This is a genomic window from Rheinheimera nanhaiensis E407-8 (assembly GCF_000296695.1).
In the GTDB taxonomy this organism is placed as follows: Bacteria; Pseudomonadota; Gammaproteobacteria; order Enterobacterales; family Alteromonadaceae; genus Alishewanella; species Alishewanella nanhaiensis.
Map to the genome: position 1 here is coordinate 49,507 of NZ_BAFK01000005.1, position 16,144 is coordinate 65,650.

At 53.1% G+C, this 16,144-nt stretch carries 11 protein-coding genes; 5 read left to right on the top strand and 6 right to left on the bottom strand.

Annotated elements, in window-relative coordinates; translation table 11 throughout:
- The first annotated feature begins 21 nt into the window (after positions 1-21).
- The gene (locus RNAN_RS05425) at positions 22-3,471 is read left to right on the top strand and encodes a hybrid sensor histidine kinase/response regulator (RefSeq protein ID WP_040551794.1); all 3,450 of its coding nucleotides are present in this window, start codon (positions 22-24) and stop codon (positions 3,469-3,471) included.
- A 6-nt stretch (positions 3,472-3,477) separates the two neighbouring features.
- Here the strand turns inward: RNAN_RS05425 and RNAN_RS05430 are convergent, their stop codons facing one another.
- From RNAN_RS05430 to RNAN_RS05455, 6 genes are all read right to left on the bottom strand, one after another.
- Positions 3,478-4,077, bottom strand: a complete 600-nt coding sequence (locus tag RNAN_RS05430; protein ID WP_008219607.1) for a hypothetical protein — start codon at positions 4,075-4,077, stop codon at positions 3,478-3,480.
- Positions 4,078-4,106: 29 nt separating this feature from the next.
- Positions 4,107-5,939, bottom strand: coding sequence for a hypothetical protein (locus RNAN_RS05435; protein ID WP_008219610.1), 1,833 nt, complete (start codon positions 5,937-5,939; stop codon positions 4,107-4,109).
- Positions 5,929-7,011: a TolB family protein gene (locus tag RNAN_RS05440; protein ID WP_008219612.1), complete on the bottom strand. Its 1,083-nt coding sequence runs from the start codon at positions 7,009-7,011 to the stop codon at positions 5,929-5,931. The genes RNAN_RS05435 and RNAN_RS05440 overlap by 11 nt, the downstream gene beginning before the upstream one ends.
- A 2-nt stretch (positions 7,012-7,013) precedes the next feature.
- Entirely contained in the window at positions 7,014-7,367 is a 354-nt protein-coding gene (locus tag RNAN_RS05445) for a hypothetical protein (RefSeq protein WP_008219615.1), read from the bottom strand.
- 181 nt (positions 7,368-7,548) lie between these two features.
- Positions 7,549-8,190 (bottom strand): response regulator, encoded by a 642-nt coding sequence (locus tag RNAN_RS05450; RefSeq protein WP_008219617.1) that lies wholly within the window; start codon positions 8,188-8,190, stop codon positions 7,549-7,551.
- Between the two features lie 66 nt (positions 8,191-8,256).
- Complete coding sequence (locus tag RNAN_RS05455; protein WP_008219618.1) at positions 8,257-10,569, bottom strand: TonB-dependent receptor; 2,313 nt, start codon at positions 10,567-10,569, stop codon at positions 8,257-8,259.
- Positions 10,570-10,726: 157 nt separating this feature from the next.
- On the opposite strand from RNAN_RS05455, the gene RNAN_RS05460 reads away from it, so the two are divergent.
- The 4 genes from RNAN_RS05460 (at position 10,727) to RNAN_RS05475 (ending at position 16,142) form a co-directional block, all read left to right on the top strand.
- A complete protein-coding gene (locus RNAN_RS05460) occupies positions 10,727-12,028 on the top strand; it encodes a GntP family permease (RefSeq protein ID WP_008219621.1) in 1,302 nt (433 codons plus the stop codon).
- A gap of 9 nt (positions 12,029-12,037) precedes the next feature.
- Positions 12,038-13,195, top strand: a complete 1,158-nt coding sequence (locus tag RNAN_RS05465; protein ID WP_008219622.1) for an E22 family MetX-like putative esterase — start codon at positions 12,038-12,040, stop codon at positions 13,193-13,195.
- Positions 13,196-13,373: 178 nt separating this feature from the next.
- Complete coding sequence (locus RNAN_RS05470; protein WP_008219623.1) at positions 13,374-15,254, top strand: hypothetical protein; 1,881 nt, start codon at positions 13,374-13,376, stop codon at positions 15,252-15,254.
- Positions 15,255-15,389: 135 nt separating this feature from the next.
- Positions 15,390-16,142, top strand: a complete 753-nt coding sequence (locus RNAN_RS05475; RefSeq protein WP_008219625.1) for a substrate-binding periplasmic protein — start codon at positions 15,390-15,392, stop codon at positions 16,140-16,142.
- Positions 16,143-16,144: the final 2 nt, after the last annotated feature.

The window sequence follows — 16,144 nt, forward strand, 5'->3', positions numbered from 1 at the left end:
ATCGGCTTCTGTGATAAGTGGATGACAACAGCAGAACAGATGATCCTAAACGGCAGCAGTATTGGCCTGGGTAGCATTGCCGCCCTCTCGTTGCTCTACCTGCTGGTGCTGTTTAGTGTTGGCCATTTCGGCAAACGCATTAACAGCAAACACCCACTGGCGCCCTGGGTGTTCAGTTTTGCCTTGTCTATTTACTGCACCTCCTGGGCCTTTTATGGCGTCACGGCGCAGGCCGCCGTAAACGGCTGGTGGATGCCGCCCACCTATATCGGCTCGTTTATTTTGTTTTGGTTTGGCTTTAAACTGGTGGCCCGCATTGCTATTGCCTGCCGCCGCTACCGCATTACCTCTATTGCCGACTTTATCGCCACCCGCTTCGGCCATTCCCGTAGCCTGGCGGTTATTACCACGCTTATTTTGCTAATGTCGGTTATCCCCTACGTTGCGCTGCAACTGCATGCGGTAGCCACCAGCATTAATACCCTGGTTGCCACCGCGCCGGGCAGCGCCTGGTACAGCGACACCGGCTTATATGTCAGCTTGTGGATGGCGGTATTTGCGCTGTTGTTTGTCAGTAAAGGCGCTAAAGCCCACCAGCCCAACCCCGGCCTGATGACCGCCATCGCCTTTGAGTCGCTGGTTAAGCTGCTGGCCCTGTTAGCCATTGGCGCCTTTGTGTTTTGGGGCATGTATGACGGCATAGGGCAGATTTTTCAGCTGGCGGCACTAAGCCCGGCGGTCAGCCAGCTGCAGCAGCAGGCCCTGCCATCTCATACTTACTGGCTGCATGTATTACTGGGCTTTGCTGCCACCCTGTGCTTACCGCGGCAGTTTCATGTCACCTTTGTCGAGAACCAGCATTTAGGCCATTTACGCGCTGCCCGCTGGATCTTCCCGCTTTACCTGCTGCTGATGGGCATGTTTACCCTGCCACTGGCGCTGGCCGGCGTGATGCTGCTGGGCAGCGACGCCAATATTGATTTAGTAGTGCTGCAGCTGCCGCTGGCGGCACAGCGTACCGATATGGCGCTGCTGGCGTACTTAGGTGGCTTTTCTGCCGCGACCAGTATGGTGGTGGTGGCGACTGTGGTGCTGGGCATTATGATCACCAACGAGCTGCTGGCCCCTTTGTTGTACCGTAGCGCTACAGCCAGCGACAAAGGCCATATTAAAGTGGCCACCTTGCGCCGTATTGCCATGCTAAGCGTGATGGCGCTGGGCTATTTGTATTACCGCTGGATTGGTACCGAAACCGGTCTGGCCCAGCTGGGCTTGATGGCCTTTGCACTGGTGGCGCAGCTGGCACCGGCGCTGATGTTAGGCTTATTAAGCCGCAACATTAACCGCCAGGGTGCCATTGCCGGCTTATGTGGCGGTGCCCTGGCCTGGGCTTATATTATTTTGCTGCCTGAGTTAAGCCGTGCCGGTTTAATCGGCAACCGCTGGCTTAGCGAAGGCCCGTTTGGCTGGCAACTGCTGGCACCGCAGCAGCTGTTTGGCATCAATGCGGATGTGATAAGCATAGGCGTACTGGTAAGCCTGAGCCTGAACTGCGCACTGATTTTGCTGGTTAGCCGGCTAAGCACCACCCGGGTCGGTGAATGGTTGGAAAGCGGCCGCTTTTTGCGCACCCAGCTCAGCAGCCCGCTAAAGCGGCCACTGCATTTAACGGTGCAGGACTGTTACCTGCTGGTAAAGCGGTTTGCCGGCGAAAAAGAAGCCAGCCGCTTGCTGCAACGTAATTTAAAGCAAGCTCACGAACTGCAACAATTAGCCCCGGCAAATCTGGTGCAAGCTGCCGAGCGTAGCCTGGCTGCCGTGGTGGGCGGTGCCTCCATGCGGCTTATTATGGATGCCAGTGGCCGCCATGCTAGCCTGCCGTTGGAGTCGGTAGCCCGCTTTGTTGATGAAGCCAGCCAGGTATTTCAGTTTAATCAGGCGCTGCTGCGCGCTACCATCGACAATATCAGCCAGGGCATCAGCGTGGTAGACGCCGACCTGCGCTTAATTGCCTGGAACCAGCGTTATATCGACATGTTTCACTATCCGCCGGGCTTGGTAGAAGTCGGCAAACCGGTAGCCGAGCTTATTCGCTTTAACCTTGAGCGCGGCTTAATTGACAGTGATGATGTGCAAAGCGAAATCGACAAGCGCTTAAGTTACCTGCGTCAGGGTAGCGCCTACAAGTTTCAGCGCCGCCAGCAGGACGGCCGGGTTCTGGAAATGCAAGGAAACCCCTTGCCCGGCGGCGGCTTTGTGACAACCTACAGTGACGTGAGCGCCTTTATCGATACCCAACAGCAGCTGGAGCAACGGGTCGCCGAGCGCACTGCCGCCTTGCAGCAGCTAAATGGCCAACTGCAGCTGGCCCAGCAACAGCTGGAGCAAAGCACCCAGGCAAAAACCCGTTTTTTCGCTGCCGCCAGCCATGATTTAATGCAGCCGTTTAACGCCGCGGTGCTGTTTGCCAGCTTGCTGCGCGACAAACAACCTAATACCGAACTTAAGCAGCTCAGCCATAATTTAATCAGTTCGCTTAACTCCGCTGAAGAGCTGTTAGGCGCTATTTTAGAGCTGACTAAACTCGACTCAGGTGTGATAACGGCCAATCCACAGCCGGTTAGCCTTAACAGTGTACTGGACGATATTGCCCGCGACGCCGCCATTCTGGCCAGTGAAAAAGGCCTGCAGCTGCACTACCGTGCCAGTAAGCTCAGCATTTACAGCGATCGTAAATTGCTAAAGCGGGTGATACAAAACCTGCTGGCCAATGCTATTCGTTACACGCCAGCTGGCAAGGTGCTGCTGGGGGTAAAACGCTGTGGCCAGCACATTGATATTTGTGTGCTGGATACCGGTATTGGCATTAAAGCTGAAGATCAGCAGCGCATCTTTGACGAATTTCAGCAAGGCGAGCAACAAAGCCAGAAAGGTTTAGGCTTAGGGCTGGCGATAGCCAGGCGCATCAGCACCATTCTGGCGCATCCGCTTAAGGTGCGTTCAACACCGGGCAGAGGCAGTTGTTTTAGCCTGAGGGTTCCGCTAAGTGGCGTAACTGCAGCCGCAGCCGCACCGGTAAAGGTAACCGAAGCTGCGGCCAGCTTTGCCGGTAAAACCGTGCTGCTGCTGGATAACGAGCCACAGCTGCGCAGTGCGGTAGCAGAGCTATTACGCAGCTGGCACATTACTGTGCTGGCTGTTGGCCAGCCGGCCGAGGCCCTACAAGCACTGGCACAGGGCCTGAAAGCCGATCTACTGCTGTTTGACTATCACCTGGATAACGGCGCCACCGGTGTGGAAGTCGCCAGCCAGTTGGCAGCACACTTAGCCGTGCAACTGCCGGTAATAATTCACTCGGCCGACCACAGCGAGCATATCCGCGAACAGGCCCTTAACGCTGGCTACTACTTTTTGCTAAAACCGCTAAAAGCGCCGGCGCTGAAACGGCTGTTTCAGCGCCTGTTACGCTAGGCTATTTCAACGTAGCGCGAAGCGGCGCTGCAGTGGTAATAACAACGCCAGCCCCAGCAGCCACAGGGTAGACGGCGCGGGTATATCAGTACCACACTGGCCCTGACCAACGCCAATACAGGCACCGCGGGCAGCCAGTTGCAGGCTCAGGCCGTCCAGCCCGGTAACATTCAGCTCATAATCCGGATCAGTGCCAAAGTTAATTAAGCTTATGCCATCGGTTAGTGCTAAAAAACTGATCGACATCAGCCGCACCGGCTCTGTCTGCTTTAATAGCAAGTCAGCATCGCTTAAAAAAGACACCAGAAAACTGTTAATATTTCCGCCCACTGCACTGCTGTCATACAGCACGTCCAGCATAGGATCATCAGCAAAATTGGCCAGGTCAAAAAATACATCGCTGAATTGTAAGATGCTGTCATCAAACAGCAAATTTAAGTCCCAGCCAGAGACTACCTCGCCGGCTAATCCGGTGACGAACACATCAACCGCTACACTGTCAGACACTGCAACCTGTTGCTGCGCCGGCGACAAATAGATCACCGCCGCTTTTACCGGAAACATCAGCGTCAAAGCAAGCAGACCACATAGCAATAACATACGCATAATAATATCCTTCTTATTAACTTTCCTGTTTAAGGCGCAACTGCACAGCGCGGTAAGCTACATTTCAGCGCGCATAACCGGGCGTCATTGACGGTAATTTTGCCATCGCCGTTCTGGTCACGCACATCACCCGGTAGCGGTGTCTGACCAATGCCGGCCCGCACCAGGGCAACATCAACCGAATCGGTGGCGCCATTGCCATCCACATCACAACCGGCATCGACCGCATTAATGGTCAGGTCAAACAGTATTGGCGATTGGCCTTGCTCATTACCATTTAACCGGCTTTGCACCTGAATAAAGCGGCCACTGCTGGCCAATGCACTGCCTTTAGTGGTTGGCTGATAACTAACTAATGCCAGTCCGGCTTGGGTTTCTGCCGCACGGAACGCCACCTGAACCGAGGTATCTGCCGGAGTCAGATCATTCCAGTTAATATTGTCCCAGGCAGTGCCACTGTTGCCACTGTCATACACTACTGTCCAGGTGCCGGTGGGGTTGGTCACATTACGTGCGACCAGACCGGTGGCATCACTGTAGGTATAAGGCATATTGCCTACCGGGAACACGCCAAGCGGTGCACCGTCTGTACCACGGTATTTTTGAATACGACCGGCACTGGTAAAGCCAATTTGCAACACGTCATTGTTGGCGTCTACCTGTATCCCCACCGAGCTGCTGCCACCTGCCTGCAACGGTGCCTGCCATAACAAGGTGCCATCCGGTGCCACTTTACGCACTGTTGAGCTGCCGGCAATAATATTGCCGCCACCATCGACAACGATACCGGAGCTACCCACATTCATATTCGGAATAGCACTGTAGGTATTGGTGGCCGGATCAAACTGTTGATTGGCACTACCCAGGTAAACTTTGCCGTTGCCCAGTGCGATACCATAGTTAAAACTGGAAGCAAAAGATGAGACGGTATAAGGCCCAGTGTCGCTCTGCGTATTAGTAATTTTGCCCAATACGCCAGATAACGACGCACTCCACAGCGTGCCGCTGGCATCGATCAGACAGCCATAGGGTGTCCAGGACCCCGCATTAGGCTGGCCGGCAGTAGGTGTTGTCGATACCGGGCCTGTTATGGTCGAACCGTCGGCTGAGCTGATCTTGTAATAAGTACGGTCATTGAACAGCCCGACCCACAAGTTGCCGTCGGTGCCAATGCACATGGCACGGCCTAATACACCTGTTGGCCGCAAAGGCGCCGCTATGCCATCAGGTACGCGCTTAACCCAGGCAATACGTTCATCCTGAATTTCACTTTCGTCAATAATGCCATTACCGTTGGTATCTGCCAGCGGCATCATTTCAGTGTTATCGATGATGCCATCATCATCACTGTCAGCGGAGGTGTCCATCACGCCATTACCATTACGGTCGATAAAGCCCTCAGCCAGAATTTTTAGCACCACACCGGCACTACTGGTGCCCTGGCTAAAATGCCGGTTAAGTACATAGGCGTTACCATTAATATCAACAGCTGTGCGTGATGGCGCCGGCCCGGCATAGGCATTACCCAAATGGTTGAAATATCCGGGCTGGCCGGCCGGACCAAACCAGGTACGATAGCGCGCCACTTCTTTGTTCAGGTTAGTATCAAACTTTGATACGGTATCTTCCCCGGCGTTGGCTATCCAGGCCACCGGAAAGGTTGTGCCTACTGCATTTAGCTGTAATTGATCACTATTGGGTGCGTCATAATTGACGCCGTCAAGCACGCCCAGGGCGAAATCGGCATCCAGGGTGTAGGTTTTGCCGGCGGCCCAGGCCAGGCTGCTGACACAACACAGACTAGCGACCGCCAACTGCCGCCATGCTGCTTGGTATATAAAACTGCTGGTGCTATTTTTCATACGACAGGTCTCCTTTTGTCGCAGACGCCGCATGCTGCCCATTGGCAGGACGTGGCACCTGATCCATATCATGTGACTGGTTCACGCTAAGCCGTTCGGCCCGTTGTTTAGCCATGTCATAGCGGTAAATTTGTGCCGTGCCGGTGCGTAAACTGGTAAACAGCACCTGCTTGCCATCGGCAGACCAATGTGGGTTGTAATCTTCGTGTGGGTGCTGGCTTAGGTTAGTGACCGCAGAACCATCGGCATTCATCACGAAAATATCCATCCGCGTCAGACCGGGATCATCCCGGCTACTGGCAAACAGTAACTGACGGCCATCGGCAGACCAGCGCGGCGTTTCATAAGCCGCCGGTTTATCGGCCGTCAGGTTAACGGACTCACCGGTTTGCAGGTCGGTGCGAAACAGTGCTAAATGCCCTCGCATGTCAGCAACATAGGCAACATAACGGCCATCTGGCGAAATAGCCGGGTGCGCTTTATTACGTTTTGATGTCTGCTCACTGATATTTTTCAGGCCACTACCATCGCGCTGCACCAGCCAGACATCGGCCTTGCCATCGGCATTAGCGCCCAAAAACACTAACTGTTTACCATCGGCCGACCACACTGGCGCATCGGGCCCTTTCTCCAGGCCATCCGCTACCAGCACTTTGGTCTCGCCAGTGGCCAGTTGTACCAGATGCAGTTCCACACCCGTTTTACTGTTATCTCTGGCCAGATAGGCAATGGCAGTGCCATCCGGCGACCAGGCTGGCGCCGTTTGCCATAGCGGGCTTGGTGTTAACCGGCGCAGCTGACTGCCATCGGCTTGCATCAGATAGATAGCAGACTGGCCGTCGCGCACTGAACTAAATGCCAGTTCACTGCCATCGGCAGACCAGGCTGGCTGGGTATTCACTGAGCTGCCGCTGGTAAGCGCCTGTTCGCTACTGCCCTGACGCAGGTAGATATGGGCATGACCATCACGGATAGAGACAAAGGCCAGCCCCTGCTGCTGCGGTGTAGCGCACAGGCCAAAGCTGGCTAACACCAGCGCCAAACCGGTGACAACATATCGTTGCAGGTTCATCGCTAGTCTCCTGCCGGCCGTACCAGCACAGCAGTGGTTGCTACCAGGCGTTTTTTGCTGTCACGCACCTGCAGCTGATACTGGCCCGCACTGCCGGTAACCAGTTGAAAGCTCAAGCTGCCGGACTCGTCAGCCGTCACCAGCTGTTGGCTACTTTTCTTGCCCATAATGGTCTTAATGCTGTAACTTTCGCCAGCGCTAAAATGCTGGCCTTGCAAGGTGACGATATCACCGGCTGCAGCATGCGATGGCCCGGACAGTACTGCTTTTGCCCCCGCCAGCGCGCCAAAACTCAGACAACAGAGCAAATATAAAGATAGGGTGCCAAGGCCCCTGATTGAAACAAGGTTTTCCATTGCTAGCTTCTCCTTTGAAAAAAGTCGAAACCCGCATCACACCTTAATATGCAGGACGCACTACAGTGCAGCACAATGCATAGTGCAAGCCAACATTAGAAGGTACTGTTTTATCTGACATTAATATAGGTTGCTTTCGCACGCTGAGGAGGCTTTGTAAAGCTGCCTGACGCTGGTATTGCTAGGACGGCAGCCTTAGCTTTTCAAATAAGATGCCGGCCAGGGTACGGTTATTGACATTTAACTTGCGCAGTATGGCCGAGACATGTTGTTTTACCGTGGTTTCCTGCACCTGCATTTCATAGGCAATTTGCTTATTGAGCAGGCCATCGGCAATCATCTTCAGCACGCGAAACTGCTGTGGTGTCAGCTGCTCCAACCGGCTGGCAAAGTCTTCATCGATCAGTGCCTTGGCGTTGTGCACGTCTTGCGCCAGCGCGGCCGGCAACCAACTGTCGCCATTTAACACGGCACTGATGGCTTGCGACAGTAGCTCAAGCGGCGCTGACTTAGGAATATAGGCGGCAGCGCCAAGTGCCAACGCTTGCTTTATCACGACCGGGTCTTCCTCCGCCGATACCATAATCACCGGCACGTCCGGGTATTCGGTGCGCAGCGCGGTTAAGCCGGTAAAGCCTTCACTGCCTGGCATTTTTAAATCGAGAAAAATAAAGTGGGTGTCGGGGTGGGCTCGCAGTAAAGGCCACACCTGTTGCATATTTTCCGCTTGCAGCAGTAATGCATCGCTGCCAAGAATATTGGCACAGGCTTGGGACAGGGCCACCCGAAACAGTGGGTGATCATCAGCAATTAAGGCAATCATAAGCTAACTTCTGGGCTTTTTTGCCCATCATGTACCGGGGCTTGCGCCCCGGCAAGGGTTTTGTGTTTAGAAACGGTAACCGACACTCAGGCTTACTGTGCGTGGCGCACCGTAATAACCAATCAGCGTATTGTCACCGCCCAGGCCTGGAATATACTGGCCAGGGTTAGCCGGGTCCGGCGCAATAAACGCATAGTTACCTACCAGATACTCTTCATCAGTCAGGTTTTTACCATGCAGTGCTATGCTCCAGTGGCCATCATTACTAAACCAGGTTACCCCCAGGTTTAACAACCCATAGCTGTCTTGTGTCAACAGGTTGTCCAGCTCTACCAGTGAGTAGCTGCTGCGATAGTTGTAGTTACCATTAACAATTACATCACCAAAGTCTGTCAGCAGGTTGTAACTGAAGCCAACATTCGCCGTCGTCTCCGGTGTATTGGTTACCGAGAAGCGATCGGAAATATCCACCGCGCCGGTGCCCGGCACAAAGGTTAGCGCCTCTTCAAAACTGGCATCTATCAGGCCCAGATTACCGTAAATTTCCAGCTCACGACTGGCTTTCCAGGTCACTTCCAGCTCCAGGCCTGTCGCTTCTGAACGGCCAACGTTACCTAACCGCTGGTTCAATGCCGTTGCATCATTTTCATCAGGGATCACGGCGATATATTGGCGGTCCTTGTGGTCCAGCATGAATAAGGTGGCATTAATGCGCAGCCGGTCATTCCAGTCGCTTTTCATACCAATTTCAAACGAGTTAACATCTTCAGGATCAGCGGCAGGCTCCGCCACCGTCGCCCTTGGGTTAAAGGTACCGGACTTAAAGCCCTGGCTGTAACTGGCAAACAACATCAGATCATTACTGTGCTGATATTCCACACCAATTTTTGGCGTTACCTTAGACCAGCTTTCGCTGTCATCCAGCACCACTGGCGTGGTTAAACCATCTGGCCGCACATAGCCTGGGATCCAACCCGACTCCGGATACACAATGTCAAAAATCAGCCCATTGCGCACCACCGCTTCTTTTTCATCTTTGGTGTAGCGTAAGCCTGCTGTTACCGACCATTTATCATCAATATCGTAAGTCCCCTGAGCATATAGCGCAGTGCTGTCACCGTTACTGCAACCTCCCACTTCACGGGTAAGCCCCGGCGCCCCCAAGGATTGTCCCAATACCCCCAGAATGGCATCGAACACACCACAGGAATCAGCTGTGTAATAGTAAGCACCTGATACCATCTTAAAGCCATCAGTCTGGTAGTTAAGCTGGAACTCCTGCGTGAACTGCTCATCGTCATAAATGGCAGGCACGTCAAAAATAGGCAAAGAGGTATTATCAAAATCAATATTGGTTGGCGAGTAACTCTCGCGCTGGGCGGTAATCGACTTTAACGTCCAGTTATCGTTGATGTCCCAGTTAACCGTCAGGCTTAAGCCTTCGGTTTCCACTTTATTTTTTGTTGGTAAGCTGGTGTACGAGTCGAATACACTGTCAGGCACCGGCGCATCAGTCAGTAGGCTTGGCAGTAAACGAAAGCCGCCTTTGGCATTCGATTTATCGTCGGTTTTGTCATAGTTCAGCCGCATAAACACCGCATCAGTCGGGCGGTATTCCAGCGTCATACGGTAGGCTTGTAAGTCTTTGTTGTAGTTTTCCCCATCCTGATTGGGCAACGCTGAGGTTAAAAAATTACCATAACCGTCACGCTGTAAGTTGGCATAACCGAAGCCAAAATACAGCTGGTTGTCAATCAGCGGGATCTGACCGGTTAATTTCACATCGCCCTGTTTATAGCTGCCGGCGGTCAGGTTTACCGCAAATTCAGTGTCGCCGCTCATCTCTTTAGTGACGTATTTCACTGCGCCACCAATGGTGTTTTTGCCATAAAGCGTGCCTTGCGGGCCACGCAGTACTTCAATGCGTTCTACGTTGAGGATATCCAGCACCGCGCCTTGTGGCCGCGCGACATAGACATCGTCAATGTAAATACCTACGCCAGGCTCATAACCCCATAACGGGTCTTCCTGGCCGACACCACGGATAAACGCCGTCAGCGTCGAGTTAGTACCACGGCTTTGCTGCAGGGTGGTATTAGGTGAGAACTGCTGAATTTCCACCACTGACTCCAGGCCACGCTCAGCAATATCGGCGGCACCAATAGATGTCACGGCAACCGGCACTTCCTGCAGGTTTTCCACTGTGCGCCGGGCGGTCACCTCAATCCGCTCCAGCTTAACTTCTTCATCGTCTTTTGCGCTTTCCTGCGCCAGCGCAGGCAGGGCAAAACTACTGCTGATGGCTAAAGCAATAAGGCTGGGTTTTAACAGGGTACGACTAAACTTGTGCTGTGCATCTTTATTATGGTTATGGGCCATCTTGGCTCTCCTGCTGTTTGATTTCACATGATCTTGTTGTTATTTGTGTAGCCTTACTGTAGGCGCAAACGCAGATTTTTTAACCTGTACCTTAGTACTATGGTGATGCCTGCTGTCCTGTATCAGACTAAACGAAAATGAGCACAAGGATAACAAGATGTTGAGTCTTATAGGGTTGCTGGCCGGGCTCGGCTTGCTGATTACGCTAACGATGCGCGGCTTTAACCTGTTTATCACGGCACCACTGTGCGCTTTGCTGGTGGCTATCACCAACGGCATTCCGTTTTGGCAGGTCAGTGACAAGCTCGACTTTGTCCACGGTTATATGAGCGGCTTTTCCGGCTTTGTTGCCGCCTGGTTTTTAATGTTTTTATTAGGCTCGCTGTTTGGCAAATTAATGGAGCACACTGGCGCGGCCGATGCGGTGGCGCTGGCGATTGTGAAAAAACTTGGTCACGGCAAAGCGGTGTTAGCCGTAGTGCTGGCCTGTGCCGTGCTTACTTACGGCGGTGTCAGCGTGTTTGTGGTGGCATTCTCGGCCTACCCAATGGCGGTCAGCTTGTTTAAAGGCGCTAACCTGCCGCGGCGTTTTATTCCGGCCGCACTGGCGCTGGGCTCAGTCACCTTTACCATGACCTCGGCCGGCTCGCCGGAAATTCAAAACTGGATCCCTATTCCTTATCTGGGCACCACGCCCTATGCCGGCTGGCAGGTCAGTATAGTGGTTGCCATCTTTATGGCCGTTGCCGGTTACGCTGCGCTGATGTGGATGATTAAACGGGCGCAGGCTGCTGGCGAACACTTTGTGCAGCGCAGCAGCGATCCGGAAATTACCGACCGCGCCTTACCCCACCCGCTGACGGGCATAATTCCGTTAGGTGTGGTGCTGCTGTTATCTTTTTTACTGCACGACAGTCTGCAACAAGCAGCATTAATTGTCGCGCTCTCCGGTGGTGTGGTCAGCCTGTACCTGCTTAACTTTCGTTTTTTACGTAACCCGGCAGCAGCCACCAATGAAGGCGTGCTAGGGGCACTGTTGGCGATAGGCAACACTGCCGCCGTGGTGGGGTTTGGCTCAGTGGCGAAACTTACCCCGGCGTTCAACAGCGTGGTTAACACCATGACACACTTGCCGGGGCCTGAGCTTTTAGGCGCTGCGGTAGCGGTAAGTGCCATTGCTGGCCTTACCGGCTCAGCTTCCGGCGGCCAGGTGATTGCGCTGCCCGAGCTGGCACCGCACTATTTAGAGCGTGGTGTCGATGCCGAGCAGCTGCACCGCGTGGTGGCCATCTCGTCCGGTGCACTGGATTCCCTGCCGCATAATGGCTATGTGGTGACCACTATCCGTGCTATCTGTGGTGAAAGCCATCAAAACGCCTATTGGCCGGTCGCCGTTGTCAGCGTATTAGTACCGGTGCTTGGCACAGCGCTGGCTATCTTATTATTTCAGTGGTTTTAAGGAGCGATAATGCGCTGGCTTACCGCCCTCATACTTTGCTTTAGTGTCGCTGTATCGGCCGACCCCTTACTGGTAGCAAAGCAGCGCTTTACGCTGGACAAGTTTACTACCGAAAATGGCCAGACTATTGCCCCGGTTAATATCGGCTGGGAAGCCTATGGCACACTTAATAGCGATAAATCTAATGCGATCTTAATTACCCATTTTTTCTCTGGCAGCAGCCATGCTGCCGGTAAATACCACACCGAGGATGCCGCCGCTGGCTATTGGGATGCCATTATCGGCCCGGATAAAGCGATAGACACCAATAAGTTTTATGTTATCAGCAGCGATACCTTAGTAAACGCCAATGTGTTTGACCCCAAGGTGATTACCACGGGCCCGGCAACGATTAACCCGGCGACAAGCAAACCCTATGGTTTAGCTTTTCCGGTGGTGACCATTGGTGACTTTGTTGAAGTGCAAAAAGCGCTGCTCGACAGTTTAGGCATTGACAAGCTGCATGCGGTAATAGGGCCATCGATGGGCTCGTTTCAGGCCATTGAATGGGCAGTGCGTTACCCCGACAAGGTTGAACGGCTGCTGCCAGTGATTGGCAGCGCCTATATGGACAACTACAGTGCAATTAAACTGCAGCGCTGGGCCTACCCGATTTTACAAGATCCGGCCTGGCAGGGCGGCGACTACTACGATAAAGGCCAGCCCTGGCAGGGCTTAAGCACGGCACTGGCTTACATTACCCAGGATGCCTTGCACCCGGACGGCTTCAACCCACGCTATGCGGCCTTTAGCACCGATAAAGCCTTACATCAGGATATCCGCGCCCTGCCACAAGCCTGGCAGCAACTGCTGGCACAAGCCCGGCAACGGGCAGCAAAACAAGACGCCAACCATATTTTGTATTTAGTGCGGGCCTCGCAGCTGTGGCGAGCCGGCATGGGCGATAACTGGCAGCAGGCACTGGGCCGGGTGAAAGCCAAAACGCTGTTTTTGCCCGCCAGCGGTGATTTACTGCTACCACCGGCATTAAGCCAGCACAGCGTCAAGGTAATGCAGGCAGCCGGTAACAGCGCACAATATGGCGAGATCCCCGGCAGCTTTGGTCATTTAGACGGCGTACTGGGCATCAGCACTGTGGCCAGCCAAATCAGTGATTTTTTAAAATAACGACAGTGCCATTTCCTGGTAGGCGCTGCTGGTTTTGGGCGCCTTTTTTCTTTGCCGATAAAAAATTTCGCTAACCGGCTAATTATCCGCTAAAACTATCGGGCAGTGCCTTGCAAAAGCATGGCAGTCAGGCAAGATAGCAGTTTTACAACAAACTGATTTTTAAAAGGAAGTAACCATGGCCTATGATTACGGCAGTGAATCGCTTGGCATCCGTAACCCGTTTAAAGCTGAAGGCTTATTGCGCGCCATTCGCGGCCTGCTGGTAAGCTTACTGGGTATTTACCCACTGCTGCAGGTGGTGAGTCTGGTGCAGCAGGATAAAACCTTGGCCTGGATTTATGCCGCAGTCGGTTTTATGTTGCTGGCCGGTGGCCTGCGGGCGCTGGGTGGCGGTATTTTTCAGATGCTGCGTTTTTTTGTTGGCCGCAGCGTACCCACCTCGCTGGCACCTAATTACAGTAAGTCTGAGCGTGAAAGCGCTAAACTGGAACAACCGCATTATAAAAGCATCGATTTAGAAGAGATGCTGATGGGGCGGAAAAACAAAACCTTTGTCGAGCCGGTAGGCTTTATCTCCCGCCTGGTGCACACCCTGGTGCCCAAGCTGATTTTTCTACCCTACCCACTGCGTAACCTGGCGCAGCGCTTTGCCGGCGCGCTGATTGCCACTGCGATAGCGCTGGTGGCCTATGCATTAACCGCCTTTGTCTGCCTGACAGGGCTGGCCGGTGACACCGGCGATATCCTGCTGCCGTTCTTTTCTTTTGTGCTGGTGGTGTACCTTATTTTAACCTGGCGCGCGGCCAGCACCGTGTACCGGCAGGCGGAGAAAAGCATTGAAACCCAGGGCAACCTGAAGCTGGCCAAAATTATGGCGTTCGCTATTCTGGCACCGGTACTGCTGGGGCTGGGCATTAATTATCTGCTGCAGCAACCAGAGGTGCGCCAGTTTGTCACCGAGCTGCAACAATCCGAGCTGCAAAGCTTTGCTGTTACACCGCAATTGTTGTTAGTACTGCTGTTTGCTGCCTTAAGCGGCGCCTTTATCTTCCTGCTGCTAAAACAGCGTACTGCCCAGGTGCAGGCGCAAACCAAAGTGTCGGAGTACCGCGCCAACTGGCAGGAGAATATTCACCCGCGTGAGCTGTTTGTTAATATCGACAATATCGTGATGGCAAACCGCCGTTATAAAGAGATCCCGAACCGGGTGTACCGCGAGCTTAACCCCAGCCTGAACGAACAATCTGAAAGCAAAGGCGATTTTAGCGGCGAAGTGATGATTGAAACCCAGCCGGCTTATGCGCCGCTGCAACATAGTGCCCTGTTTAAACAGCTGCGGCTGTGGGCCACAATTTGCGGCCAGCTATTACTGCTGATTGGCCCCTTTATTCTGTTTTATCTGCTGTTTGAAGCGCAGACGATGCTAACGCTTATTCGCGAATACACCGCCTTGGCACGCCCCAGCGATGCGCTGACACAAGGCTTTGTGGTGAATATGTTTAATGAAAGCCAGTTTATTTTAAGCCTGATTTTTAGCTGGTTTATTTGTCACAGCTTTGGCCGCTTGCTGGAAAACTACAGCCACACTTTTTGGGCCGAGCTGAATTTTGACTCCTTACTGGTGTACTTAAAATGCGAAGGCACCTACACCCAAAGTAAACTGACCACAGGTAAAGGCATTTACGACTCTACCTCGTCCGAAAACTACGTGATGCGCTCATCATTAACGCCCTGGATCATCAGCTCACGCATTATGAGCAGCACCTTTGCCGACAGCGGCGCGAAAAACGTGGAACACCCGCGGCATATTCTGGAAATGCAGGACAACCCGCAAGAGATGCAGGCGATACTGGATGATATTCAAAGCTTCCTGTCCGAGCGCGAAACCATTGCCAATATTAAGAACGCGCAGGATCTATCTAACACCGAGCAAATTTATCAGATTAACCAGCAATCGCGCGCTATGCCGGTGACCGGCGATCAGGCCACGTTAGCCAGCCCGCAGCAAGACGCCGAGGCCAGCACCAACCTGCCGCACGAGCAAAGTAAAGACTAGTGCCTTTAGAATAACGCGAAAATGGGGTCAGAGCTCTCTGACCCCATTTTAAATACGTGTTTTGCGCCGTTAAAGTTAGCAATTTAGTAACACTATGCCACACTGGTTAGCAACAAAGTTAATTCAGGTGGACAAATGAAGTTATTGCTCAGCTTAGCATGGTTGCTATTCGCCGTTACCCCTTTGTATAGCCAAAGCGAAACCTTATTACTGGCCAGCAGCAATTATTACCCGCATTATGCTGAAGACTTACCCAAGCAAGGTGCCGTGAGTGAACTGGTGCGTCAGGCGTTTATATTGCAGGGTATCGATATAGAAATAGCCTTTATGCCTTTTGCCCGCGCGTACCGTGAAAGCCTGCAAGCTAACTATATCGGCCTGATTGCCGCCTGGTATGATGATGAACGCGCACAGCATTTTTATTACTCACAGCCACTGTACGCTAATCATATTGTGTTTTTTAAACGCAAAGGCATGCAAATTCAGTACAGCGATTATGCCGATATTGCCCGGCAGCGGCTAAGGCTGGCGTTGGTGCAGGGCTATTTACAACCGCCCGGTTTGGTTGAAAGTACACCTAATATGGTAAGTGTGGCACTGGACGAACAAGCCTTTCAGATGCTGGCCCGCAGCCGGGTTGATTTGGTACCTGCTGACAAACTGAATGGCCTTTACCTGTTACAGCATAAATTGCCTCAGTATGCTGATACTCTGGATTGGTTAACGCCGGCGCTTGAACTCAGGCCGATGTATCTGCTGCTGTCTAAGCGGGATCCACGCTCGGAGCAGCTGATGCAACAGTTTAATCAGGGCCTGGCTGAGCTTAGACAGAGTGGCCAGTATCAACGCATATTGCACGCCTTACTACCACAGCACAGCGAGCCTTGACA